Annotated in this window: 19 protein-coding genes, 2 tRNA genes and 2 pseudogenes; 16 read left to right on the forward strand and 7 right to left on the reverse strand. The window is 48.0% G+C overall.

All coding sequences use genetic code 11. The features are described from left to right. The 9 genes from D908_RS18685 to rpoC form a co-directional block, all read left to right on the forward strand. Nucleotides 1-236 (forward strand): EF-Tu C-terminal domain-related protein (locus D908_RS18685; RefSeq protein ID WP_005521921.1); only part of this gene is annotated, 236 nt, incomplete at its 5' end. A gap of 223 nt (nt 237-459) precedes the next feature. After that, entirely contained in the window at nt 460-840 is a 381-nt protein-coding gene (gene secE, locus D908_RS18680; protein ID WP_000646631.1) for a preprotein translocase subunit SecE, read from the forward strand. Nucleotides 841-855: 15 nt separating this feature from the next. Continuing rightward, complete coding sequence (gene nusG / locus D908_RS18675; protein WP_001287510.1) at nt 856-1404, forward strand: transcription termination/antitermination protein NusG; 549 nt, start codon at nt 856-858, stop codon at nt 1402-1404. A 130-nt stretch (nt 1405-1534) separates the two neighbouring features. Further along, complete coding sequence (rplK, locus tag D908_RS18670; protein WP_001085797.1) at nt 1535-1963, forward strand: 50S ribosomal protein L11; 429 nt, start codon at nt 1535-1537, stop codon at nt 1961-1963. A 4-nt stretch (nt 1964-1967) separates the two neighbouring features. Then, a complete protein-coding gene (gene rplA / locus D908_RS18665; protein WP_001096667.1) occupies nt 1968-2669 on the forward strand; it encodes a 50S ribosomal protein L1 in 702 nt (233 codons plus the stop codon). Nucleotides 2670-2939: 270 nt separating this feature from the next. Further along, complete coding sequence (gene rplJ / locus D908_RS18660; protein ID WP_001207198.1) at nt 2940-3428, forward strand: 50S ribosomal protein L10; 489 nt, start codon at nt 2940-2942, stop codon at nt 3426-3428. Between the two features lie 66 nt (nt 3429-3494). Beyond that, entirely contained in the window at nt 3495-3863 is a 369-nt protein-coding gene (gene rplL, locus D908_RS0118690; RefSeq protein WP_000028971.1) for a 50S ribosomal protein L7/L12, read from the forward strand. Between the two features lie 240 nt (nt 3864-4103). Continuing rightward, the gene (gene rpoB, locus D908_RS18655; RefSeq protein WP_000263111.1) at nt 4104-8129 is read left to right on the forward strand and encodes a DNA-directed RNA polymerase subunit beta; all 4026 of its coding nucleotides are present in this window, start codon (nt 4104-4106) and stop codon (nt 8127-8129) included. A gap of 104 nt (nt 8130-8233) precedes the next feature. Next, a complete protein-coding gene (rpoC, locus tag D908_RS18650) occupies nt 8234-12439 on the forward strand; it encodes a DNA-directed RNA polymerase subunit beta' (RefSeq protein WP_000654001.1) in 4206 nt (1401 codons plus the stop codon). Between the two features lie 112 nt (nt 12440-12551). Here the strand turns inward: rpoC and D908_RS18645 are convergent, their stop codons facing one another. After that, complete coding sequence (locus tag D908_RS18645) at nt 12552-13046, reverse strand: Rsd/AlgQ family anti-sigma factor (RefSeq protein WP_005521928.1); 495 nt, start codon at nt 13044-13046, stop codon at nt 12552-12554. 177 nt (nt 13047-13223) lie between these two features. On the opposite strand from D908_RS18645, the gene nudC reads away from it, so the two are divergent. From nudC to D908_RS18625, 4 genes are all read left to right on the forward strand, one after another. Next, a complete protein-coding gene (nudC, locus tag D908_RS18640; RefSeq protein ID WP_005521933.1) occupies nt 13224-14000 on the forward strand; it encodes an NAD(+) diphosphatase in 777 nt (258 codons plus the stop codon). Nucleotides 14001-14255: 255 nt separating this feature from the next. Continuing rightward, nucleotides 14256-15326 carry a uroporphyrinogen decarboxylase gene (gene hemE, locus D908_RS18635; protein WP_005521935.1) on the forward strand — a complete coding sequence of 357 codons (1071 nt, stop codon included), beginning with the start codon at nt 14256-14258 and terminating at the stop codon, nt 15324-15326. A gap of 95 nt (nt 15327-15421) precedes the next feature. Continuing rightward, a complete protein-coding gene (locus D908_RS18630) occupies nt 15422-16057 on the forward strand; it encodes a TetR/AcrR family transcriptional regulator (protein WP_005521936.1) in 636 nt (211 codons plus the stop codon). 86 nt (nt 16058-16143) lie between these two features. After that, nucleotides 16144-17103, forward strand: coding sequence for a hypothetical protein (locus D908_RS18625; protein WP_005521937.1), 960 nt, complete (start codon nt 16144-16146; stop codon nt 17101-17103). On the opposite strand, the pseudogene D908_RS0118695 reads toward D908_RS18625, so the two are convergent. From D908_RS0118695 to rsgA, 6 genes and pseudogenes are all read right to left on the reverse strand, one after another. After that, a pseudogene (locus D908_RS0118695) lies at nt 17100-18249 on the reverse strand (murein hydrolase activator EnvC family protein). The gene D908_RS18625 and the pseudogene D908_RS0118695 overlap by 4 nt on opposite strands. Before the next feature lie 164 nt (nt 18250-18413). After that, nucleotides 18414-19944: pseudogene (gene gpmM, locus D908_RS18620) on the reverse strand (2,3-bisphosphoglycerate-independent phosphoglycerate mutase). A 142-nt stretch (nt 19945-20086) separates the two neighbouring features. Beyond that, nucleotides 20087-20974: a DMT family transporter gene (locus D908_RS18615; protein ID WP_000540252.1), complete on the reverse strand. Its 888-nt coding sequence runs from the start codon at nt 20972-20974 to the stop codon at nt 20087-20089. Nucleotides 20975-21125: 151 nt separating this feature from the next. Further along, entirely contained in the window at nt 21126-22541 is a 1416-nt protein-coding gene (locus tag D908_RS18610) for an SLC13 family permease (protein ID WP_005521939.1), read from the reverse strand. Between the two features lie 159 nt (nt 22542-22700). Then, complete coding sequence (gene asd / locus D908_RS18605) at nt 22701-23558, reverse strand: archaetidylserine decarboxylase (RefSeq protein ID WP_000357927.1); 858 nt, start codon at nt 23556-23558, stop codon at nt 22701-22703. 95 nt (nt 23559-23653) lie between these two features. Continuing rightward, complete coding sequence (rsgA, locus tag D908_RS18600; protein ID WP_005521940.1) at nt 23654-24715, reverse strand: small ribosomal subunit biogenesis GTPase RsgA; 1062 nt, start codon at nt 24713-24715, stop codon at nt 23654-23656. Nucleotides 24716-24840: 125 nt separating this feature from the next. On the opposite strand from rsgA, the gene orn reads away from it, so the two are divergent. From orn to D908_RS18585, 3 genes are all read left to right on the forward strand, one after another. Beyond that, nucleotides 24841-25386: an oligoribonuclease gene (gene orn / locus D908_RS18595; protein WP_005521941.1), complete on the forward strand. Its 546-nt coding sequence runs from the start codon at nt 24841-24843 to the stop codon at nt 25384-25386. Between the two features lie 158 nt (nt 25387-25544). After that, nucleotides 25545-25620: transfer RNA gene (locus D908_RS18590), tRNA-Gly, on the forward strand. 34 nt (nt 25621-25654) lie between these two features. Next, nucleotides 25655-25730 (forward strand) — tRNA-Gly (locus tag D908_RS18585). Nucleotides 25731-25777 lie beyond the last annotated feature (47 nt).

The following is a 25777-nucleotide window of genomic DNA, read 5'->3' on the forward strand; positions in this document are numbered from 1 at the left end:
GTGGCCGTCATACTCCATTCTTCAAAGGTTACCGTCCACAGTTCTACTTCCGTACAACTGACGTAACAGGCAGCATCGAGCTTCCAGAAGGCGTAGAAATGGTAATGCCAGGCGACAACATCAAGATGGTTGTAGACCTGATTGCACCAATCGCGATGGACGAAGGTCTACGCTTCGCTATCCGTGAAGGTGGCCGTACTGTAGGTGCTGGTGTTGTAGCTAAGATCATCGCTTAATTATTTGACTAAGCACTACTAAAAAGGGCATCATTTGATGCCCTTTTTCTGCGCTGCGCAATAATGTGTCGATTTATTGATCAAACGCAGTCAAGATTTGGGGTTGAGAGAGTATTTTCTCGCTCTTTAGTATGGAATCAACGCATTGCGTTGACCGAATGGATTTGCCCTGCAACAGCGGGGTCGTTGTCGTCTAGAAGTCAGATTTGTGACAGGTTGGTTTATGAAAGCAAACAACGCTGAAGCTCCTGATAGCTCAAATGCAGCAGACACTCTGAAGTGGGTAATCACTTTTGTTCTGCTGGTTGCCGCTGTTGTGGGTAATTACCTGTATGGTGAACTGTCTGTGGTGGCTCGCGCCGCAGGTGTAATTGTGTTGATTGCTGCAGCACTCGGTGTTGCTGCGACAACAACAAAAGGCAAAGAAGCGATCGTTTTTGCACGCGAATCTCGTATGGAAGTTCGTAAAGTGGTTTGGCCTACACGCCAAGAAACCATGCAAACCACATTAATCGTTTTAGCAGTAAGTATTGTAATGGCTCTGGCACTTTGGGGTATTGACGGCATTATGGTTCGTCTAGTGGCCTTTGTGACCGGAGTATAGTAGAGGGTTTAATACATGAGTGAAGCTCCCAAAAAACGCTGGTATGTAGTTCAAGCCTTCTCGGGATTTGAAGGACGTGTTGCTCAGTCACTTCGTGAACATATCAAAATGCATGGTATGGAAGAGCTGTTTGGTGAAGTGTTAGTACCAACAGAAGAAGTGGTAGAAATGCGCGCAGGCCAACGCCGCAAAAGCGAACGTAAATTCTTCCCAGGTTATGTGCTAGTGCAGATGATCATGAATGATGAATCTTGGCACTTGGTACGTAGCGTACCTCGCGTAATGGGATTCATCGGTGGTACATCGGATCGTCCAGCTCCTATCACAGATAAGGAAGCAGATGCGATTCTGAACCGTCTTGAAAAAGCCAGCGAAGCACCGCGTCCAAAAACCATGTTTGAAGCGGGTGAAGTCGTGCGTGTTAACGACGGCCCATTTGCTGACTTCAACGGTACCGTTGAAGAAGTGGATTACGAGAAGAGCCGTTTGAAAGTGTCGGTTTCGATCTTTGGTCGTGCAACACCTGTTGAACTCGAATTTGGTCAAGTTGAAAAGCTTGATTAAAAAAGCATCTCTTTAGGCTTGTCTGAGGCGTGGATTATGACTATAATTTCGCGCCTTTTTACAGGTTCTTTATGAAACTCGGGGAGCTGATCAATCGATTAGCGTTTGTACCCATAATGTAGGAAATATCATGGCTAAGAAAGTTGAAGCTTATGTAAAGCTGCAAGTTGCAGCTGGCATGGCAAACCCAAGTCCACCAGTAGGTCCAGCTCTGGGTCAACGTGGTGTTAACATCATGGAATTCTGTAAAGCGTTCAACGCACGTACAGAATCTCTAGAGAAAGGTCTGCCAACTCCAGTAGTTATTACTGTATACAGCGACCGTTCTTTCACGTTCGAAATCAAGACTCCACCAGCAGCAGTTCTTCTGAAGAAAGCAGCTGGCATCAAGTCTGGTTCTGCACGTCCTAACACTGCTAAAGTGGGCACAATCACTGACGCTCAAATCCAAGAAATCGCTGCAACTAAAGCAGCTGATATGACTGGTGCTGATATCGAAGCGATGAAGCGTTCTATCGCAGGTACTGCTCGCTCAATGGGCCTAGTGGTTGAGGGTTAATACAATGGCAAAACTAACTAAGCGTATGCGTACTATCCGCGCAAAAGTGGATGTAACTAAAGAGTACGACATCAACGAAGCCGTTGCTCTGCTGAAAGAGCTAGCAACAGCGAAGTTCGTTGAATCAGTTGACGTTGCTGTTAACCTGGGTATCGATGCTCGTAAATCTGACCAAAACGTTCGTGGCGCTACTGTACTGCCACACGGTACTGGCCGTGACATCCGCGTAGCGGTATTCACTCAAGGTGCTAACGCTGAAGCGGCTAAAGCTGCTGGTGCGGAACTAGTTGGTATGGAAGATCTGGCTGACCTAGTGAAAAAAGGCGAAATGAACTTCGACGTAGTTATCGCATCTCCAGATGCAATGCGCGTTGTTGGTCAACTAGGTACTATCCTAGGCCCACGTGGTCTGATGCCAAACCCGAAAGTTGGTACTGTAACTCCTAACGTTGCTGAAGCGGTTAAGAACGCGAAAGCTGGTCAGGTTCGTTACCGTAACGACAAGAACGGTATCATCCATACCACTATCGGTAAGGTATCGTTCGAAACTGAACAACTGAAAGAGAACTTAGAAGCTCTGTTGGTTGCTCTGAAAAAAGCAAAACCATCTTCTGCGAAAGGCGTTTTCGTGAAGAAGGTAAGCATCTCTACTACTATGGGTGCTGGCGTTGCTGTCGATCAGAATACTCTGAGCGCACAAGCTTAATGCATTTGCTTAGGCGCAGAATTTGTGTATAATTCTGCGCCTAATATTTGTGGTTGGGGCTGAACTTTTACCCTTGTGGTGAGAAACCAGTCTCCGTCCAAGACCGTAGGCGTTATCTTCGGATAACTTAATAAAACCTACGTAGATGGTGCCCGAACTGACAGAAAGATCTACTTTTTAAGTTACCTTTCTTCTGGGACTGCACCAAAAAAGCTCTCACTGTTGTTGATAATAGTGAGCGGTGTAACGACAACCAGGAGTTAATCCAAGATGGCTTTAAATCTTCAAGACAAAAAAGCAATTGTTGCTGAAGTCAACGAAGCGGCCAGTGGTGCACTTTCTGCAGTTGTTGCTGACTCTCGTGGTGTTCAAGTTGCTGCGATGACTAATCTGCGTAAACAAGCTCGTGAAGCGGGCGTTTACCTGAAAGTTGTTCGTAACACACTGGCACGTCGCGCAGTAGAAGGCACAGCTTACGAATGTCTGAAAGACGTATTCGTAGGTCCTACTTTGATCGGCTTCTCTAACGAGCACCCAGGTGCTGCAGCGCGTCTTTTTAAAGACTTCGCTAAAGAGAACAAAGCATTTGAAATCAAAGCAGCTGCATTTGAAGGCGTACTGACTGACCCTGAAGTACTAGCGACACTACCAACTTACGACGAAGCGATTGCACGCCTGATGATGTGCATGAAAGAAGCTTCTGCTGGCAAGCTGGTTCGTACAATCGCTGCTGTCCGCGATCAAAAAGAAGCTGCATAAGCAAAATCGCTTTTGCTTTTTACTGGTTGCTAAATAAACTTATTGTTGACTTAAAAGAGAATTGTTATGTCTATTACTAACGAGCAAATCCTAGACGCTATTGCAGAAATGTCTGTAATGCAAGTTGTTGAACTGATCTCTGCTATGGAAGAGAAGTTCGGTGTTTCTGCTGCAGCTGCAGTTGTAGCTGGTCCAGCTGCTGGCGGCGCTGCTGCTGAAGAGCAAACTGAATTCAACGTAGTTCTGTCTGCTGCAGGCGCGAACAAAGTTGCTGTTATCAAAGCAGTACGTGGCGCAACTGGCCTAGGTCTGAAAGAAGCTAAAGCTCTTGTAGACGGCGCTCCAGCAACTGTTAAAGAAGCTGTATCTAAAGAAGAAGCAGAAGCACTGAAGAAAGAGCTTGAAGAAGCTGGTGCAACTGTTGAAGTTAAGTAATTCTTACTTAATTTCTTAGCCGAAAGGCTAATGGCTGGTGGTTTAATGACCACCGGCCTTTTTGCGCTGTAGGGTATGGACGAATTTTCCCGCTGTTTAAGCGTTCCATATTCATGCAAATGAGTTCATTTCAACGCAATGAATTCACACTACAGTAAACAGCGATTAGTCACTGTCCTCACCCTTTTTAACCTGAAAGGCGGACAGTTTGGGTCACTTATCAGCGAGCTGAGGAACCCCATGGTTTACTCTTATACCGAGAAAAAGCGCATCCGTAAGGACTTTGGTACTCGTCCACAAGTGTTGGACATTCCATACCTGCTATCGATCCAGCTCGATTCGTTCGAAAAGTTCATCGAACAGGATCCTGAAGGACAATACGGTCTTGAAGCCGCTTTTCGTTCTGTATTTCCAATTCAGAGCTATAACGGCAATTCAGAGCTGCAATACGTTAGCTACCGTCTTGGTGAGCCAGTTTTTGACGTTAAAGAATGTCAAATCCGTGGTGTAACTTATTCAAAACCGCTACGCGTTAAACTACGCCTAGTGATCTTTGATAAAGACGCGCCAGCAGGTACTGTCAAAGATATTAAAGAACAAGAAGTCTACATGGGCGAAATTCCGCTCATGACAGATAATGGTACCTTCGTAATCAATGGTACCGAAAGGGTTATCGTATCCCAGCTGCACCGAAGCCCAGGCGTGTTCTTCGACAGCGATAAGGGTAAGACCCACTCTTCAGGTAAAGTTCTGTATAACGCACGTATCATTCCGTACCGTGGTTCATGGCTCGATTTTGAGTTCGATCCAAAAGACAACCTGTACGTACGTATTGACCGTCGTCGTAAGCTGCCTGCATCGATCATCCTGCGTGCACTAGGTAAAACTAGCGCCGAGATCCTGGACATCTTCTTCGAAAAAGTGAATTTCGAAGTGAAAGATCAAACTCTGATGATGGAGTTGGTTCCAGAGCGTCTGCGTGGTGAAACTGCGACCTTCGATATCGAAGCGGATGGTAAGGTTTACGTAGAGAAAGGCCGTCGTGTGACTGCACGTCACATCCGTCAACTTGAAAAAGATGGCGTGAACTTCATCGAAGTTCCGGTTGAGTACATCGTAGGCAAAGTGTCTGCGAAAGATTACGTGAACGAAGCGACTGGCGAACTGATCATTACCGCTAACCAGGAAATTAGCCTGGAAGCACTGGCTAACCTGTCTCAAGCAGGCTACAAGAAGCTAGAAGTTCTGTTTACCAATGATCTGGACCACGGTCCGTTCATGTCAGAAACCCTGCGTGTTGATAGCACCACAGATCGCATCTCTGCACTGGTAGAAATCTACCGCATGATGCGCCCTGGTGAACCACCAACGAAAGAAGCAGCGGAAGCACTGTTTGAAAGCCTATTCTTCTCTGCAGAGCGTTACGATCTGTCAACTGTTGGCCGTATGAAGTTCAACAGCTCAATCGGTCGTGAAGATGCGGAAGAGCAAGGCACGCTGGATGAAGTAGACATCATCGAAGTGATGAAGAAGCTGATCTCGATTCGTAACGGTAAAGGCGAAGTGGACGATATCGACCACCTTGGCAACCGTCGTATCCGTAGTGTCGGCGAAATGGCAGAGAACCAATTCCGCGTAGGTCTGGTACGTGTTGAACGCGCTGTGAAAGAACGCCTGAGCTTGGGTGATCTGGACAACGTGATGCCACAAGACTTGATCAACGCGAAACCAATTTCTGCTGCTGTAAAAGAATTCTTTGGTTCTTCTCAGCTGTCTCAGTTTATGGACCAGAACAACCCGTTGTCAGAAGTTACGCATAAGCGTCGTATTTCTGCATTGGGCCCTGGCGGTCTGACTCGTGAGCGTGCTGGCTTCGAAGTTCGTGACGTACACGTAACTCACTACGGTCGTCTATGTCCTATCGAAACACCTGAAGGTCCAAACATCGGTTTGATCAACTCGCTGTCTGCGTTTGCTCGCTGCAACGAGTACGGTTTCCTAGAAACCCCTTACCGTCGCGTGGTAAACGGCATCGTTACTGACGAAGTGGATTACCTATCTGCGATCGAAGAAGGTCAATTTGTTATCGCTCAGGCTAACGCTAAGCTGACTGAAGAAGGCAGCTTTGCTGATGAGCTGGTTACTGCACGTCAAAAAGGCGAGTCAGGTCTTCACCCACGTGAACACGTTGACTACATGGACGTTGCGACTAACCAAGTCGTATCGATCGCGGCATCGCTGATCCCATTCCTAGAACACGACGATGCTAACCGTGCCTTGATGGGTGCGAACATGCAACGTCAGGCGGTTCCAACTCTGCGTTCAGAGAAACCACTGGTAGGTACTGGTATCGAGCGTAACGTAGCGGTTGACTCTGGTGTAACAGCTGTTGCGAAACGCGGCGGTATGATCCAGTCAGTTGACGCTTCACGCATCGTAGTAAAAGTTAACGAAGAAGAGTTGATCCCAGGCGAAGCGGGTATCGACATCTACAACCTGACTAAGTACACCCGTTCGAACCAAAACACGTGTATCAACCAGCGTCCATGTGTGATGCCGGGTGAGCCTGTGGCACGTGGCGATGTGTTGGCAGACGGTCCATCAACTGACCTTGGTGAGCTGGCTCTTGGCCAAAACATGCGTATCGCATTCATGCCTTGGAACGGTTACAACTTCGAAGACTCGATCTTAGTGTCTGAGCGTGTAGTTCAAGACGACCGCTTTACCACTATCCACATCCAAGAACTTTCTTGTGTGGCGCGTGATACTAAGCTGGGCGCTGAAGAGATCACAGCTGATATCCCTAACGTGGGTGAAGCGGCTCTGTCTAAGCTTGACGAATCTGGTATCGTGTACATCGGTGCTGAAGTGAAAGGCGGCGACATTCTGGTAGGTAAAGTAACACCAAAAGGTGAAACTCAGCTGACTCCAGAAGAGAAACTGCTGCGTGCGATCTTTGGTGAGAAAGCATCAGACGTTAAAGATACGTCTCTGCGTGTACCAAACTCAGTAGCAGGTACGGTTATCGACGTACAAGTCTTTACTCGCGATGGCGTAGAAAAAGACAAGCGTGCGCTTGAAATCGAACAGATGCAGCTGAAAGAAGCGAAGAAAGACCTGACTGAAGAGTTCCAAATTCTGGAAGGCGGTCTTCTGGCGCGTGTTCGCTCTGTTCTGCTAGCCGGTGGTTACACTGAAGCGAAACTGGGTTCAATCGAACGTAAAAAATGGTTAGAGCAGACGCTAGAGAACGACGAACTGCAAACTCAGCTAGAACAGCTGGCAGAGCAGTACGACGAGCTGAAAGCAGACTTCGATAAGAAGTTTGAAGCTAAGCGTCGCAAGATCACCCAAGGTGATGATCTGGCTCCTGGCGTACTGAAGATTGTTAAGGTTTACCTAGCGGTTAAACGTCGCATCCAGCCGGGTGATAAGATGGCGGGTCGTCACGGTAACAAGGGTGTTATCTCTAAGATCAACCCTGTTGAAGACATGCCATACGATGAAAACGGTCAGCCGGTTGACATCGTACTGAACCCACTGGGCGTACCATCACGTATGAACATCGGTCAGATCCTAGAAGTTCACTTAGGTCTGGCGGCGAAAGGTATCGGTGACAAGATCAACCAAATGATCAAGGAACAACAAGAGCTGGCGAAGCTGCGTGAGTTCCTGCAGAAGGTTTATGATCTTGGCGATACTCGTCAACGCGTTGATATTGCAGCGCTGAGCGATGAAGAAGTGCGTACACTGGCACAAAACCTGCGTGCAGGTCTACCAGTTGCGACTCCAGTATTCGATGGTGCTCCTGAATCGTCTATTAAAGCCATGCTGGAACTGGCGGATCTGCCAGCTTCAGGTCAGTTGACTCTGTTCGATGGCCGCACGGGTGACGCGTTTGAGCGTCCAGTTACCGTGGGTTACATGTACATGCTGAAACTGAACCACTTGGTTGACGACAAGATGCATGCTCGTTCTACAGGCTCTTACAGTCTGGTTACTCAGCAACCTCTGGGTGGTAAAGCTCAGTTCGGTGGTCAGCGCTTCGGTGAGATGGAAGTGTGGGCACTGGAAGCATACGGTGCTGCGTATACCCTGCAAGAGATGTTGACCGTGAAATCGGACGACGTGAACGGCCGTACTAAGATGTATAAGAACATCGTAGATGGCAATCACGCGATGGAACCTGGTATGCCAGAATCGTTCAACGTACTGTTGAAAGAGATTCGCTCGCTGGGTATCAACATCGAGCTAGAAGACGAATAATAAACCCTAAGGTTTCCCCGCAAGGGGAAGCCTACCGGTTTCGGTAGGAAGGTGCTCGTTGCCAATCGCAGCGAGTCCCTTTTAACTCCTTACAGGAGCTGAATGTGAAAGACTTATTAAACTTTCTAAAAGCACAGCATAAGACTGAAGAATTTGACGCGATCAAAATCGGTCTGGCTTCACCTGACATGATCCGTTCATGGTCTTTTGGTGAAGTGAAAAAACCTGAAACCATCAACTATCGTACGTTCAAGCCTGAGCGTGATGGTCTGTTCTGTGCGCGTATTTTTGGCCCGGTAAAAGACTACGAATGTCTTTGTGGCAAATATAAGCGTCTGAAACACCGTGGCGTAATTTGTGAGAAGTGTGGCGTTGAAGTCACTCAAACTAAAGTTCGTCGTGACCGTATGGGCCACATCGAGCTAGCTTCTCCAGTTGCACACATCTGGTTCCTGAAGTCTCTGCCATCTCGTATCGGTTTGCTGATGGACATGCCTCTGCGTGACATCGAGCGCGTGCTGTACTTTGAAATGTACGTAGTGACTGAGCCAGGCATGACTGACCTTGAACGTGGTCAAATGCTTACTGAGGAAGAGTACCTCGACCGTTTGGAAGAGTGGGGCGATGAGTTCACCGCAAAAATGGGTGCAGAAGCGATCAAAGATCTGCTGTCATCTATGGATCTGCAAGCAGAAGCTGAGCAGATGCGCGAAGAGCTAGACACCACTAACTCTGAAACCAAGCGTAAGAAACTGACTAAGCGCCTGAAGCTGGTTGAAGCGTTCGTTGCATCAGGTAACAAACCTGAATGGATGATCCTGACTGTACTACCAGTTCTGCCGCCTGATCTACGTCCACTGGTTCCACTGGATGGCGGTCGTTTCGCAACATCAGATCTGAACGATCTGTACCGTCGCGTAATCAACCGTAACAACCGTTTGAAGCGTCTGCTTGAACTGGCAGCACCAGACATCATCGTACGTAACGAAAAACGTATGCTGCAAGAGTCTGTGGATGCGCTGCTGGATAACGGCCGTCGTGGTCGTGCGATCACTGGCTCGAACAAGCGTCCTCTGAAGTCTCTGGCTGACATGATCAAAGGTAAGCAAGGTCGTTTCCGTCAGAACCTTCTGGGTAAACGTGTTGACTACTCAGGCCGTTCGGTTATCACCGTAGGTCCATACCTGCGTCTGCACCAATGTGGTCTGCCGAAGAAAATGGCTCTTGAGCTGTTCAAACCATTCATCTACAGCAAGCTGGAAACTCGTGGCCTAGCAACGACAATCAAAGCAGCTAAGAAAATGGTTGAGCGCGAAGAAGCGGTTGTATGGGATATCTTGGATGAAGTTATCCGTGAACACCCAGTACTGCTGAACCGTGCACCAACACTTCACCGTTTGGGTATCCAAGCGTTTGAACCAGTTCTGATCGAAGGTAAAGCGATCCAACTGCACCCACTTGTTTGTGCGGCGTATAACGCGGACTTCGACGGTGACCAAATGGCGGTACACGTTCCTCTGACGCTTGAAGCGCAGTTGGAAGCTCGTACCCTGATGATGTCAACCAACAACATTCTGTCGCCTGCGTCAGGTGATCCAATCATCGTACCGTCTCAGGACGTTGTACTGGGTCTGTACTACATGACCCGTGAAAAGATCAACGCGAAAGGCGAAGGTATGTACCTGACTGGTCCTGCTGAGGCTGAGAAGGCGTACCGTACTAAGACTGCTGAGCTGCACGCTCGCGTTAAAGTACGTATTACCGAAACCATCAAGCATGAAAACGGTAAGCTGACGACTGAAACCAAGATGATTGACACGACCGTTGGCCGTGCCATGTTGTGGCAAATCGTACCGAAAGGTCTGCCATACAGCTTGGTGAACCAAAAGCTAGGTAAGAAGCAAATTTCTAACCTGCTGAACGAGGCATACCGTAAGCTGGGTCTGAAAGACACAGTTATCTTTGCTGACCAAATCATGTACACCGGTTTCGCTTACGCGGCACTGTCTGGTGTATCGGTTGGTATCGACGATATGGTAGTACCAGCGGCTAAGTACACTGAAATTGCTGAAGCGGAAGAAGAAGTACGCGAAATTCAAGAGCAGTTCCAGTCTGGTCTGGTTACTGCTGGCGAACGCTACAACAAAGTGATCGACATTTGGGCATCAACCAACGATCGCGTAGCGAAAGCGATGATGGAAAACCTCTCTTCTGAGCAGGTGATCAACCGTCAGGGCGAACAAGAAAAGCAAGAGTCGTTCAACAGCATCTATATGATGGCCGACTCAGGTGCTCGTGGTTCTGCTGCTCAGATCCGTCAGTTGGCGGGTATGCGTGGTCTGATGGCGCGTCCAGATGGCTCGATCATCGAAACGCCAATCACGGCAAACTTTAAAGAAGGTCTAAACGTTCTTCAGTACTTTATCTCAACGCACGGTGCTCGTAAGGGTCTGGCGGATACGGCACTGAAAACAGCGAACTCCGGTTACCTGACTCGTCGTCTGGTAGACGTAGCGCAAGACGTTGTGGTTACTGAGCACGACTGTGGCACCTTAGAAGGCGTGGTGATGACACCACACATCGAAGGTGGTGACGTTAAAGTTGCATTGACTGAGCTGGCTCTGGGCCGAGTGGTTGCGGAAGATATCCTCAAACCAGGTACAGAAGAAGTGCTGATCCCACGTAATACACTGCTGGATGAAAAGTGGTGTAAGGTGATCAACGATAACTCAGTTGACCAAATCCAAGTACGTTCAGTCGTAACTTGTGATTCTGACTTCGGTTGTTGTGCACAGTGTTACGGTCGTGACCTTGCACGTGGTCACTTGGTGAACCAAGGTGAAGCGGTCGGTGTTATCGCGGCACAGTCAATCGGTGAGCCGGGTACACAGCTGACGATGCGTACGTTCCACATCGGTGGTGCAGCATCAACAGCAGCAGCAGAAAACAGCATCCAAGCGAAAAACAACGGTTCTGTGAAACTGCATAACGCGAAGTTCGTAATCAACAAAGATGGCAAGCTAGTTATCACGTCTCGTGCTTCTGAGCTGACCATCATTGACGAATTTGGTCGTACCAAAGAGAAACACAAACTGCCATACGGCTCTATGCTGAGCAAAGCCGATAGCGATGCAGTTGCAGCGGGTGAAACTGTTGCAAACTGGGAAGCGCACACCATGCCAATCATCACTGAAGTGGCTGGTCGCGTACAGTTTGTGGATATGATCGATGGCGTAACCGTTTCTCGTCAAACTGACGATCTGACTGGTCTGTCTTCAAGTGAAGTGACTGAAGCCGCAGCGCGTCCTGCAGCAGGTAAAGATATGCGTCCAGCGATTAAGCTGGTTGACGCAAATGGTAAAGATGTCCTGATCCCAGGTACTGATATGCCAGCTCAATACTTCCTGCCAGGTAAAGCGATTGTGAACTTGGACGACGGCGCTGAAGTGAATGTGGGTGATACACTGGCTCGTATTCCTCAGAAGTCTGGCGGTAACAAGGACATCACCGGTGGTCTGCCACGCGTTGCTGACCTGTTCGAAGCACGTAAGCCTAAAGAGCCTGCGATTCTGGCTGAGCACTCAGGTACCGTATCGTTCGGTAAAGAGACCAAAGGTAAGCGTCGTCTGATCATCACTCGTGACAGTGGTGACACTTACGAAGAGATGATCCCTAAACATCGTCAATTGAACGTGTTTGAAGGTGAGCGTATTGAGCGTGGTGATGTGATTGCGGACGGCCCAGAGTCTCCACATGATATCCTGCGTCTGCGTGGTATCCATGCAGTGACCACTTACATCGCGAACGAAGTTCAGGAAGTTTACCGTCTACAAGGCGTTAAGATTAACGATAAGCACATCGAGACTATCGTTCGTCAAATGCTGCGTAAGTGTACGATCACCTTCGCGGGTGACTCAGAGTTCTTGCCTGGCGAGACTGTTGAGTACTCACAAGTGAAGATCGCTAACCGTAAACTGGTTGAAGAAGGCAAAGAGCCAGCTCGTTTCGAGCGTGAGCTGCTGGGTATTACCAAAGCATCTCTGGCGACTGAGTCCTTCATCTCGGCAGCATCGTTCCAAGAAACCACTCGCGTTCTGACTGAAGCAGCGGTATCTGGTAAGCGTGACGATCTGCGCGGTCTGAAAGAGAACGTAATCGTTGGCCGTCTGATCCCTGCTGGTACTGGTTTTGCGTACCACCAAGATCGTCAAGCTAAACGTGCACAAGAACAGCAAGGTCCATCGGCTGAACAAGCCACTGATAACCTAGCTGCACTGCTGAATGCAGGTTTCTCTTCTGACGACGAGTAAGTCATCAAGCTATGAAAAAAGGCACCTTAGGGTGCCTTTTTTATTGGTGTTTTAAACTTTGAAACTCATCATCACATTAGAAATAACCAACCCAGTAATGAGCTTTTATTTGCTAAGCGCCGGGCGGTACGGCAAGACTATCCGCAATCAATTGAATTAATTGATCCTCTAGTGAGAAACGTACTTCAAGCACTTCTCCAACTTCAGATAGGTCGCGATCCAAATCGAGCAATTCATCATATTCACTGATGGTGGCGTACTGATCATTAAAGTTCAGCAGTGGTTCTGTCGTGGCGACTATTTTGCCATAGACTTGATTGATCTCATCCGTGGCTTTAAAGCCCGTGGCCTGCCATTTGTTCATGACCATATCGTAGATCTTGAAATGGCCCTCAGAGATGTAGTCCACCAATTCTTGGCAAAAATACAACAAAGCCTGCGGAGAGGGGAGTTCAGAGACAGCTGTTTTGTTCGCGCAAGGTTGCAGCGCTGCCAGCTTACAATATTCAACGATCACATGCTGTCGTTTGTCCAACCAGTGATCAATGATATCGCTAGAACCACCCCATTGATTTTGGACGTTTTTGAATTTTCTTAGCATGACCATGTCCTCATGATCGGATCGTCAGAGACGATCGTTCCTTTGCCTTTTTAGTGATATCAATAAGATATGACTACTGCCCTCACAAAAAGTTATAGACAATAATTCTTGTGCTGACAAACTGTGGTGTGAATTTAGATTGCCAGTAAAATGATCCGACTGCAAGCAATCAGGAGAAGCAGAGTGGAAAAGAGTGACGGCAAGAACGCTTATTGGTGCGTTGTCTCAGGTAGTGACATTTGGCTGGTGGATGGGCAAGTTCCGTTTGGCAGTGCACAGCAGTGGGATTTGCCACTGAGCAACGCGATCCTCGTGGATTACTACCAAAACTCCCCTGTCTATTGGCTGAATGCTGCGGATCTTGAACAAGATCGTCCGCTCAGTTCGTTGCGTGAATTGCTGGGTGTTGATGAAGCCCTATTTTTAGCCGCAAGCAAGGCTGTTCAGTACGGCCACATGAGCCAAACCATGCGTTTCTGCCCGCAATGCGGCGGACGTAATTATCTCAATCACCAACAACTGGCGATGCAATGCCAGGACTGCCGGACATTGCACTATCCACGTATTTTTCCCTGTATTATTGTCGCAGTACGTAAACAGCAGCAGATCTTGTTAGCGCAACATCCGCGCCATCGCAATGGTATGTATACTGTGATTGCCGGGTTTGTTGAGGTGGGAGAAACGCTAGAGCAGTGTGTGGCTCGTGAAGTGTTTGAAGAAACAGGGATTCAGGTGACCAATATTCGCTATTTTGGCAGCCAACCATGGGCATTCCCATCCAGTATGATGATGGCATTTCTCGCTGATTATCAAAGCGGTGAGCTCAAGCCTGATTACAGTGAGTTGAGTGATGCGGATTGGTTTGATATGGAAAATCTCCCCCCTGTCGCACCAAAAGGCACGATAGCTCGTGCTTTGATTGAACAAACTTTAGTAGATATCACCCAAGCGAATTGCTAAAAATGGCAAAAAAAACCCTCCGGTTAAGGAGGGGGTAAGTAAGATGTCGTTATGAGATGCTGAGTCGAAGACCCAGTTTATGATTATAGTTTTCGCTAGCGAACAAATTTTTAACACCGTTAAGGTTTGGACGCAATTTAAGCATTGATTTAAAAGTTAATAACTTGATCCCGCTTGCAAAGCCAACCGCTTTTATGGGACAAACGGTGTTAGAATACGCGCCAAAGTAAAGAAGCCGAATAAGTGGAAATCACCATGACTGAATTAAAAAATGATCGCTACCTGCGTGCACTGCTCAAGCAGCCAGTCGATTACACCCCTGTATGGATGATGCGCCAAGCTGGTCGTTATCTCCCTGAATACCGTGCCACTCGCGCTCAAGCGGGTGATTTTATGGCGCTGTGTAAGAACGCAGAATGGGCTTCTGAAGTAACACTACAGCCGCTGCGCCGTTTTCCTCTCGATGCGGCGATCCTGTTCTCTGATATTTTGACCATCCCTGATGCCATGGGGTTGGGGCTACGTTTTGCAGCTGGCGAAGGTCCTGTTTTTGATCGCCCGATCACCTGCAAAGCGGATGTCGATAAGATTGGCATTCCAGATCCAGAAGGTGAATTGCAGTATGTCATGAACGCCGTACGTCAAATTCGCAAGGATCTGCAAGGTGAAGTGCCGCTGATTGGTTTCTCTGGCAGTCCTTGGACATTAGCGACTTATATGGTCGAAGGTGGTAGTTCAAAAGCCTTCACCAAAATCAAAAAGATGATGTACAGCGAGCCTGCGGTGCTACATGCACTGTTGGATAAATTGGCTGATAGCGTGATTACTTACCTCAACGCCCAAATCAAAGCGGGTGCTCAGGCGGTAATGGTGTTTGATACATGGGGTGGCGTGCTAACTCCACGTGACTACCAACTCTTCTCTTTGCAATACATGCACAAGATTGTGGATGGCTTAATTCGTGAAAATGAAGGCCGTCGTGTGCCTGTGACGCTGTTTACCAAAAATGGTGGCATGTGGCTTGAGCAAATCGCAGCGACGGGCTGTGATGCAGTAGGTTTGGACTGGACGATCAATATCGCGGATGCGAAAGCTCGAGTTGGGGATAAGGTTGCACTACAAGGCAACATGGATCCTTCCATTCTGTACGCACCAGCACCTCGGATTCGTGAAGAAGTGGCAAGCATTTTGGCGGGTTTCGGCCAAGGTGGTACAGGGCATGTGTTTAACTTAGGGCATGGTATCCATCTCGATGTTCCGCCTGAAAATGCAGGTGTGTTTGTCGAAGCAGTCCATGAGCTTTCCAAACCTTACCACCAAAAATAATCTGTTAAAGCGTCTGCAGGTCAGACGCTTTTCACATCTTGAGCCCGACTGTTTTATACTTCGGTAATCCAGACAGATAGACGAAGCGAATCATGATGAAAACCAAGGATCGCATAGTGCACGCGGCACTCGAGCTGTTTAATCAGCAAGGTGAGCGCAATATTACGACCAACCACATTGCTGCTCACATTGAGATTAGCCCGGGGAATTTGTATTACCACTTTCGCAATAAACAAGAGATAGTGCGCGACATTTTTGCGCTCTACTCAGCGGAGTTGATTGAACGTTTTACGCCACTGCAAGGGCAGTATGAAAGCCTCTCTCTGCTCAAGCACTATTTGGATTCGATTTTTACTCTGATGTGGAAATATCGCTTCTTTTACGCCAATTTACCGGAAATTTTGCAGCGAGATGAAGCTCTACACGATGATTACATTCGGGTACAAGAGAAGTTGCAAACCAATCTGGTCAATATTATGCGTGGCTTTGTGGAGATGCAGTTGCTGCAATTAAGTGATGGTGAGATGCGACAGTTAGTGCGCACCTTACATCTCATTGCTTCCAGTTGGCTTGGTTATCAATCCGCCATGTCACACAAAACCCAAGTTACTGAAGAAGTGATTCATCAGGGGATGTTACAGATGATTTCTGTGGTCAAACCTTGTGCCACTAAAGCTGGCCGTGAACAACTTCAATTGCTTGAAGAAGGTGTGCGAGCCATGCATGCCTGAGCATGAGTTATAACCAATCTGTCTTGGGCATGAGGTTGATAACTTGATAATTTCCTTCTCATTCCCATGCAGAAAGGAAGCAGTACGTGGATTACGATGTGTTTAATGGGGATGCCGATGGCATCCTTTCTCTTGTGCAATGGCGTTTAGCGCATCCTAAATCGACTCAGTTAGTGACCGGAGTGAAGCGCGACATTGCCTTGCTGGATCGGCTTGAAGTGACGGCAGGTGATCAGCTGGTGGTATTGGATATCTCCATGGCTAAAAATCAGCTTGGCTTGCAGCGTATGCTACAAGCGGGAGCCAGTGTTTTTTATGCCGACCATCATCAGCCCGGTGACATTCCTACCCATTCTGCACTGCAAGCGCATATTGATACCGATGCTAATGTTTGTACCGCGCTGATTATTGATCGTCTACTGGCGGGACGTTTTCGTGACTGGGCGATTGCGGCAGCGTTTGGGGATAACTTACACCGTGTTGCACAAACTCTGGCTGATGAAGCGGGTTTGGACGACGCGCAAACCGCAGATCTTTGTGAATTAGGAACGCTGATAAACTACAACGGCTACGGACGTGAGGTGTCTGAACTGCATTTTGCGCCCGATGCGCTTTATCAAACCTTATTGGCTTATGGCACACCATGGACAGTGCTAGCCGATCTCAACTCGCCTTTCTACCAATTACGCAGCGCCTATCAGCAAGATTTTGCTTTTGCACTCGATCAACCTGCTTATTATCAGAGTCCAAGCTTAACAGTGGTGATATTGCCTGATTGTGCAACGGCACAGCGAGTCAGTGGCGCATTCGCCAATCATCTTGCCAATCAAGATGTTCAACGTGCGCATTTGATTGTGACTTATGCGGATGCTCAGCACTACACGCTCTCTTTACGTGCACCATTGAGTGATAAACGAGGGGCAGGAGCCTTGTGTGCTCAGTTTCCTTCTGGCGGTGGCCGTGAATCTGCGGGTGGCATCAATCATCTACCCCAAGCTTTATTGGATGAAGTTATCCAAGTTGTGGAACGATTTTACGCTCGTTAGCGTTGTAACCACTGAGAAGGGTTTTCCGCACGGCTATTGCGGCGAATCTCAAAATAGAGGGCAGGGCGTGATTGACCACCTGTATCACCTGCAAGGGCAATGGTTTCACCGGCGATGACTTTATCACCCTCTTTTTTGAGTAGAGTTTGGTTAAAACCATACAGTGTCATATCGCCTTTGCCGTGATCGAGTAGCACAACCAAGCCATAACCACGCAGGTACTCGGCAAACACTATCGTTCCCGGATACACCGCTTTGACCTCTTGGCCGTAATTAGCATCAATGACCAAACCTTTCCAATCAATCTGCCCAGTTTGGCGTTCACCGAAGTTGTGTAGCACACGACCTTTCAGCGGCCACGGCAGTTTACCGCGTTGACTCGCAATGCCATTCATCAGTACCGCATTACGTTTGGCGGCTTTGGCAATTTCTGCTTTGAGGCGAGTTTCGTTGCGCTGCAATTCAGCGAGGTACACCTTGTCGCCAGAAATGCTGCTCTCAATTTTCTTCACTGTCTGTTTACGCTCATTTTGCGTTTTAGCCAGTTGATCCCTTTGTAGAGTTTGGTCAGCGAGTAATTTTTCAATTTGCTCACGCTCAGCTTGTCTTTGTTGCTGGTTGGCATGGAGATCGGAGCGCGTTTTTTCTAGCGCTTCGATGGCTTGCGCACGACTTTTTGCCAAATGTTGATAGTACTGGCTGATGCGATCTTCATCGGCGCTACGATGGAAAAACTGGCCATTCGTCAATGAGCGTTGCGTCAGGTAATACGTTTGTAGAAGGCGCTCTAGTTTTTCGGCTTGCTGCTGTTTCTGAGTTTCCAGTGCTTGAATGTTGCTGTTGAGCTGAGCAATGTTGCGATTGGCATTCTCAAGATCGTTTTTTGGTTTTGGCGATCTGATTTTCGATACTGTTGATGCCAAGCTCTTGTTGCTTAAGTGATTGCTGTAGCTGATCGAGAGATTTTTGTTGTTCAGCTAATGATTGTTGTTGGCGAGAAATTTCACTTTTTACTCCAGTCAGTTCCTGCTGAGTTGCGGCTCCAAGGTGAGGTGCAACCATAAATAGCAGGCAAGCCAACAGACGACTGGTCAGGTTTTTACCTCGAAAGTCACTGAAAATCGCATGCGGCGCAGTAGGTGTCATTGAGTTTGATCTGGAGTTAGTGGATTGAAAAGGGTGATTCAGTATACCCAAAGCTTGGCATGAGGCGAGCCTGTGATGTCAAAAGTTTGCAATTCTCATCGCACTCAATGGGAAAAAGGTACAAAAAAGCCCTGAGTATTCAGGGCTTTCATCCTTGAGGCAGCTTAGCTGTACAGCACTTGGCCTGACATTTCTGCTGGAATTTCCACATCAGACAGCGCCAACATAGTTGGTGCCAGATCAGACAGTTTACCGTTGTCTTTCAGGCTGATCGCTTTGTTACCAACATAAATGAGCGGTACTGGCAGGCTAGTGTGCGCAGTATGTACACCACCCGTCTCAGTCGATCATCATTTCCGCGTTACCGTGGTCAGCCGTGATCAGCAGTTGACCATCCACTTCTTTGATGGCTTCAACCACACGGCCGATACATTCATCGACTGCTTCACACGCTTTCACTGCAGCATCGTAAACGCCAGTGTGACCTACCATGTCGCCGTTTGGATAGTTACAGATGATCGCATCGTATTTACCTGATTTGATCGCTGCAACCAGCTTGTCAGTCAGCTCTTTAGAGCTCATTTCTGGTTGTAGGTCGTAGGTTGCTACTTTTGGTGAAGCAACCAGCTGACGCTCTTCGCCAGGGAATTCATTTTCAACGCCGCCGTTGAAGAAGAACGTCACGTGAGCGTATTTTTCGGTTTCAGAGATGCGTAGCTGAGTTTTTCCCGCTTTTGATAGCCACTCACCGTAAGTGTTTTCCAGTGACGCTGGACCAAACGCACACTTAAGTGGGATGTCTGCTGCGTATTGAGTCAGCATCACAAAATCAAGCGCAGGGAATGCTTTACGGCTAAAGCCTGCGAAATCAGGTACGAAAGTACGGGTGATTTGACGCGCGCGGTCAGCACGGTAGTTCATGAACAGCAGTGCATCGCCATCTTGCATCGCGGCAGACTCTTGGCCCGCTGCGCGGATTTCGGTCGCTTTCACGAACTCATCGTTTTCTTCGCGAGCGTAAGCCGCTTGCAGTGCTTCAACCGCTGAGTCACAAGTAAACTCGCCTTGTGCCAGAGTCAGTAAGTCATAGGCTTTTTCAACGCGATCCCAGTTGTTGTCACGATCCATTGCGTAGTAACGACCCACGATAGAAGCGATACGGCCTTTGCCCAGTTTGGCAAACAGATCTTGGAAGCGTTTCAGTGAGGCTTCTGCGCTACGTGGTGGTGTGTCACGTCCATCAAGGAAGCAGTGCAGGTAGATTTTTTCTGCGCCACGAGCGGCAGCCATTTCTACCGCTGCGTAGATATGGTCTTCGTGTGAGTGTACGCCACCTGGAGACATCAGACCCATTAGGTGAACAGCTTTGCCAGCAGCAACCGCTTTATCAATCGCGGCAACCAGAATTTCATTTTGTTGGAATTCACCATCCATGATCGCTTTGGTAATGCGAGTCAGGTCTTGGTAAACAATGCGGCCAGCACCGATGTTGGTGTGACCCACTTCTGAGTTACCCATTTGACCATCAGGTAGACCTACGTCCATACCAGAAGCAGAAATCAGAGTGTGAGGGTTGTTCGCCATTAGGCTATCCATCACAGGTGTACGCGCATTGTTGATCGCGTTATTTGCGTTGTCTTCGCGGTAACCCCAACCATCTAGGATCACCAGAGCCATTGGCTTCTTAGCTGACATAGTTCTAACCTCGTCAAAATCAAAATAACTGAAACGTAAAATTAGCGTAATTTTACTACAATCTAGACGCTTTGCATCCGGTTAAGATCAATGATTCTCTCTATCAATGCAAGTAAATGTAGCCTATTGATCAAAATCGGTTTTAAGACACCAATAAGCTGGTACCTGCTACGGCAACGATAGCCCCTAACCAAGCATAGCGGTTTGGGCACTGTTTGGTGTACAGCCAAAGTAGTGGCAGCAGCATAATCGGCGTGGTGGAAGAAAGTAGGGCGACCATACCGACATTTCCTTCGCGCAGGGCATAGAGGATCAGCGTCATCCCGACGGCCATGGCAATAAAGCCATTGAGCGCGGTGACCAGAAAGATGTTTAGCGTAATTCTTTGGGTTGGGCGAGCAATGCGCGCGCCCGTTAAGCGCAGTAAAGAGTGAGCTGCAAAGGCGGTGATCATCCGCATCGCAGAGGCAGCAACGGGATCGATCTCCGTTTGCATCACCGGTTTGGCAATAATACCCCCGAGGGCTTGGCATAATGCGGCGGTTAATCCTAGCCCAATCCCAACCCAAACGCTGCCATTGATGCTATCCAAACTTGGCCCTGCTTGCCCGCGGCGACCAAAGAAAATTGCCATCAACACGCCGCTAAACACCAAGGTTGAGCCAAATAGCTCTTGCTCGGTCATGCTTTCACTAAACAGAAAATAACCAAGCACGGCAGAAAACACCGCATGACAGGAGAAGAGTAAACCGGACTGTCTTGGCCCCATGCGATTCAGACAAGCAAAAAGCGCGGTATCACCGATGAAAATCCCAATCAAACCAGACAACATCATGGCTGGAATCGCACTGCTTTGTACGGTTAACCAACCTCCAGTGAATAGGGCAATGGTCGTTAAGATGACGGAGGTACACCCCATACGCCAGCGACTGTAAGCAAAAGAGCCGAGGTGTCTCGCTGGTGTAATAGAAAGTAAACTGGCGATAGCCCAAAGACAGGCTGCAGCAAGTGCCAGCCATTCGTAACCCATTGCGTCATCCTTGCGGTTGGGAGTTGTGAGGGCACTCAATATGCCATTAAGCGATCAGGAAAACAAAACGAATTTCTGTGCGATTAGATGGCTCACACCTTGCCGTATCAATAGTGACGACAAGGTGTGAAGGAGAGGTGGAAGAGGAAATTTATCCGAGTAGGAACACCATCAGATAAACGATGCCAAGCCCAATCACTCCGATGACTAAGCCAGTTTTGGCCATATCTTTGCTTTCGATAAGCCCCGTTGAGTAAGCGAGTGAGTTTGGCGGTGTCGAAACGGGCAAAATCATTCCCAGTGAAGCGGAAAAAGCCACCACAATTAATAGCGCCTGTAGGCCGCCGACCTGCTCAAGGCTACTCATCGAAGTGCCAATTGCTGCGGCAATCGGCATGATCAAGTTGGCGGTGGCGGTGTTAGACATAAAGTTGGCCATCAGCCAACACACCAATGAAAGGGCAATTACAATCAGCATAGGTGAAAGAGATTGATAGTCGATGACGTGCGCTAAAGCTTGCGCGAGTCCCGTCTGTTCAAGGCCGATACCAATCGCGATCCCGCCGGCGACTAACCAAAGCACATCCCAGTTGATCTGTTTCAGCTCTTCTTTGCCCATGATGCCAGTGAGGGTGAACACGGCAAGCGGAATAATAGCTACTACATAAGTGTTCATACCGTGCCATGTGATGGTCATCCACAGCACTATGGTTAAAGCAAAGGTGATGTAGACCAGCATGGCACGCCAGCCGCGTTGAAATTCGCCTTTGAGTTTCAAGGTCATTGTGGATTGTGAGGAGGGGAAAAGCTTCTGAAGTAAGAACCATGCGATCGTCAGTTGTACCAATACGAAAGGTAAACCCATCATCATCCATGACAGAAAGTCGATGCTGTTTTCGCCCGTTAGATACTGCAGTGCGATAGCGTTAGGTGGAGTGCCGATGGGTGTTGCTATGCCCCCTGTGTTGGCCGCAATTGGAATACACAGCACCAGAGCTTTGATGCCTAAATCGCCTTTGGGTGCAGAGGCAACAATAGGGCCAAGCAGTGCCAACATCATCACGGTTGTCGCTGTGTTGGACATAAACATTGAGAAAACAGAGGTGATCAGCATTAACCCCAGCATGATGTACTTAGGTTGGTGGCCAAAAGGTTTGAGTAACACTCGTGCTAGGTTGTTATCCAATTCATATTTAGACGCAGCTATCGCTAAGGCAAAACCACCCATAAACAAAATGATAATAGGGGAGGAAAAGGCACTGAAAATATCAGTGTATTTGAGGAGTTCACCGAGCGGATGTTGAGGATCGGGCACTCGAAAGCCATGCAAGCCTTTATCGGAAATCATGATCAGTTCAAGGGCGATGATCAGAATCGAAGTGGCAAAAACGGGGACAGGTTCTAACACCCACAGCAATGCAGCAAGAAGAAAAATGGCTAATAAACGGTGTTGTACCAAGGTGAGATCCTGAATCGGAATCGCATCAATTGGCATGAACAGCACGCCCAACGGCAGTAAAAAACAAATTAGGAGTTTGACGAGCAGACCTCGTTCCAGTTTTGGCATTGGCACTTCCTCTTCGCTGGAGTGAAAGCCTAGAGTAAGCGACTGAAATGTATGGGTCTTAGAAGGCGGTTAAACTTTTGTCTTTTACAGTTAACGACAGTGCAGATGTGTGGCGAGCTTCAAAAGTAAACATCCCAGCCGAAGCTGGGATGCTGAGAATTAAGCTTGATGTGCGTAAGGCTCACCGAGGCGGGTTGGTGTGCCAAGGGCCATGCTGTCATCAAAGCGGATAGCTTGTTTGGCAAACAGGTTGATCACAGTTGATCCCAGTTTAAAGCGACCCATCTCTTCGCCTTTTTTCAGAACCACAGCTTGGCTACCGTTTGCTGGGTAGTCCCAACGATAAACCGTGTTGCCACGCGGCGGAGTCACGGTGCCAGCCCAAACCAGTTCAATACTGCCGACAATTGTGGCGCCAACCAGCACTTGTGCCATTGGGCCAAATTCTGTATCGAAAATACATACCACACGCTCGTTGCGGGCAAACAAGTTCGGTACATTTTCCGCAGTAAGGGGGTTAACCGAGAACAGGTCCCCTGGTACGTAGATCATTTGGCGCAACGTGCCATCACAAGGCATATGTACGCGGTGATAATCACGTGGCGAGAGATACAGTGTGGCAAAATCACCATCACGGAATTCTTCCGCGAGCTTTGCATCACCACCGAGCAGCTCCTGGGCTGAGAAAGTGTGGCCTTTCGCTTGAATCAGTTTACCGTCTTCGATAGCACCAAACTGGCTAACGCAAGCATCAGCAGGATGAGTGATCACCTTTTCGCCTTCAGCGATAGGACGCACGCCAGCTTTTAGCTCACGCACAAAAAATTCATTAAACGTCTTGAAGTGAGTCGGATCAGAGTGCAGAGCCTCGTCCATATTGACGTTATATTGCTTGATGAACCAGCGGATGATGGCTGTGGTTAGGCTGCCTGCACGCGCAGACGCCAACTTACCGACCAAACGGGTCAGGCCATGTTGTGGAATCCAATATTGCAGTCCAACTTTAATCTTATCCATGGTTTACATTCCAATACATTAGTGATGGGCGCGAGATGTTACTGAAAATCGCGTCGGCTGTCAGTAGATGCTCTAAACTTGCTAACAATTTGCTCTTACAGATCGGCTTTTTTACTGCGCGAATACTGTCGGTTAGCCTTGTTTTCCGTCATGCTTTGTACAATACGGTGGTAATTTTCGAAACGCTGAGCGCTGATTTCGCCTTTTTCAACCGCTTCACGCAGCAAGCATCCTGGGTCATCCCCATGTTTGCAATCACGGAATTTGCAGCCACCTAAATAAGGGCGAAACTCCACAAAAGCTTTAGTGACATCATCGGTCTCTAAATGCCATAAACCAAATTCACGCACTCCGGGAGAGTCAATCAAATCACCTCCACTCGGAATGTGATAAAGCCGAGCTGCTGTTGTGGTGTGTTGGCCTAAGCCTGACGTTTCAGAAATCGCCCCTTCCTCAACATGCTCTTCCAATTCAGGAAGTAATGCATTGACCAGACTTGATTTTCCTACACCTGATTGACCGACAAACACATTGGTGCGATCACGTAGCTTCACTTCAAGATCAGCAATCCCTTCGCCGGTTTTCTTACTGACATACAGCACTTCGTAGCCAATAGCGCGGTAATCATTTAACCATGTGGTGTATTGCTCTCGAAGTTCAGGGCTGAGCAGGTCAATCTTGTTCAGCACGATTAATGGTGCAATACCCAAGGTTTCAGAGGCGATCAAGTAGCGATCAATAATATTCAAAGAGAGCTCAGGTAACACGGACGAAACGATCACCATTTGATCCACGTTTGCCGCAACGGGTTTAAGACCATCGTAATAATCTGGGCGCACTAATACTGAACTGCGCGTTTCTACTGCTTCTACCACACCGGAGATTCCCGCGAGAGTTTCTGCTCCCGGGCGCCACAGCACTTTATCACCAGAAACTAAGCTTTCGATGCCACGGCGTAGATTACAGCGATGGATTTCCCCTGTTTCTGGATCTTCAATATCGGCATGTTGGCCAAAGCGGGTAATCACCAGCCCGGTTTGGGCATTGCCAAGCAAAGTTTCATCCCAAACAATAGACTCTTCTTGCTTGAGTTTTTTGTGTTGGTTGTTTCTAACTCGGCGTACTTGGCCTTGCGTGAGCTTTTTCTTTTTTGCCACAGTGTTCTACTTACTCTCTGCTGGATATTAAGTGGCGTATCAAATCTCAATTTGATACGTATCCTGTCGATCTGAATTTGGGTATAGTACCTCTTTTGTGAATAAACCCCTATAGGCGCACCATTATGTCTTTTAGCGACCAGAATCTGATTTGGATTGATTTAGAGATGACAGGGCTCGATCCTGAAACGCACAAAATCATTGAGATGGCGACCATTGTTACTGACAGTGAGTTAAATATTTTAGCCGAAGGCCCAGTGATTGCGATTCATCAACCAGAATCAGAACTCGCCAAAATGGATGAGTGGTGTACCACAACTCACACCGGGAGTGGCTTGGTGGCACGAGTGCGTCAAAGCCAAGTAAGCGAAGAAGAAGCCATAGATCAAACACTCGCGTTTTTAAAGCAGTGGGTGCCGGAAGGCAAATCACCGATTTGTGGCAACAGTATTGGTCAAGACCGACGTTTCCTTTACAAGCATATGCCGCGTTTGGAAGCGTACTTCCATTATCGTTATATTGATGTCAGCACCATCAAAGAGCTGACTCGCCGCTGGCAGCCTGAAGTACTAAAAGAGTTCAGTAAAACAGGTAGCCATCTTGCTTTGGATGATATTCGAGAGTCAATTGCTGAGCTTCAGTTCTATCGTAAGACGGTATTCAAAATTTAAAACGGTGCTTTCAAACGCTTAAAGAGCGCAATTGTTCAACATCTTGCATGCTTTTTCAGCAAGCGAAAAAAAAAAGAGTTTTTTTCACGAGAAGCTCTTGCATCGAAAGAAAATGCTCTTATAATTCGCAGCCCTAAACGACGGAAAACGTTGTTGATGCGACACTAGCTCAGTTGGTAGAGCGCAACCTTGCCAAGGTTGAGGTCACGAGTTCGAACCTCGTGTGTCGCTCCAGATTTATAGTTGTCACCGTACTCAACGATGAAATGCGACACTAGCTCAGTTGGTAGAGCGCAACCTTGCCAAGGTTGAGGTCACGAGTTCGAACCTCGTGTGTCGCTCCAGATTTGTAGTTGTCACCGTACTTAACGATGAAATGCGACACTAGCTC

Origin of the sequence: Vibrio mimicus CAIM 602 (genome assembly GCF_000338875.1) — a bacterium.
In the GTDB taxonomy this organism is placed as follows: Bacteria; Pseudomonadota; Gammaproteobacteria; order Enterobacterales; family Vibrionaceae; genus Vibrio; species Vibrio mimicus.

What these genes read in the sequence shown, in the direction of transcription:
- rplJ (WP_001207198.1), top strand. Translation starts at nt 2,940, where the DNA reads ATGGCTTTAAATCTTCAAGACAAAAAAGCAATTGTTGCTGAAGTCAAC.
- rplL (WP_000028971.1), top strand. Translation starts at nt 3,495, where the DNA reads ATGTCTATTACTAACGAGCAAATCCTAGACGCTATTGCAGAAATGTCT.
- secE (WP_000646631.1), top strand. Translation starts at nt 460, where the DNA reads ATGAAAGCAAACAACGCTGAAGCTCCTGATAGCTCAAATGCAGCAGAC.
- asd (WP_000357927.1), bottom strand. Translation starts at nt 23,558, where the DNA reads ATGGATAAGATTAAAGTTGGACTGCAATATTGGATTCCACAACATGGC.
- rplA (WP_001096667.1), top strand. Translation starts at nt 1,968, where the DNA reads ATGGCAAAACTAACTAAGCGTATGCGTACTATCCGCGCAAAAGTGGAT.
- nusG (WP_001287510.1), top strand. Translation starts at nt 856, where the DNA reads ATGAGTGAAGCTCCCAAAAAACGCTGGTATGTAGTTCAAGCCTTCTCG.
- D908_RS18645 (WP_005521928.1), bottom strand. Translation starts at nt 13,046, where the DNA reads ATGGTCATGCTAAGAAAATTCAAAAACGTCCAAAATCAATGGGGTGGT.
- D908_RS18630 (WP_005521936.1), top strand. Translation starts at nt 15,422, where the DNA reads ATGAAAACCAAGGATCGCATAGTGCACGCGGCACTCGAGCTGTTTAAT.
- rplK (WP_001085797.1), top strand. Translation starts at nt 1,535, where the DNA reads ATGGCTAAGAAAGTTGAAGCTTATGTAAAGCTGCAAGTTGCAGCTGGC.
- hemE (WP_005521935.1), top strand. Translation starts at nt 14,256, where the DNA reads ATGACTGAATTAAAAAATGATCGCTACCTGCGTGCACTGCTCAAGCAG.
- orn (WP_005521941.1), top strand. Translation starts at nt 24,841, where the DNA reads ATGTCTTTTAGCGACCAGAATCTGATTTGGATTGATTTAGAGATGACA.
- D908_RS18610 (WP_005521939.1), bottom strand. Translation starts at nt 22,541, where the DNA reads ATGCCAAAACTGGAACGAGGTCTGCTCGTCAAACTCCTAATTTGTTTT.
- D908_RS18615 (WP_000540252.1), bottom strand. Translation starts at nt 20,974, where the DNA reads ATGGGTTACGAATGGCTGGCACTTGCTGCAGCCTGTCTTTGGGCTATC.
- rpoB (WP_000263111.1), top strand. Translation starts at nt 4,104, where the DNA reads ATGGTTTACTCTTATACCGAGAAAAAGCGCATCCGTAAGGACTTTGGT.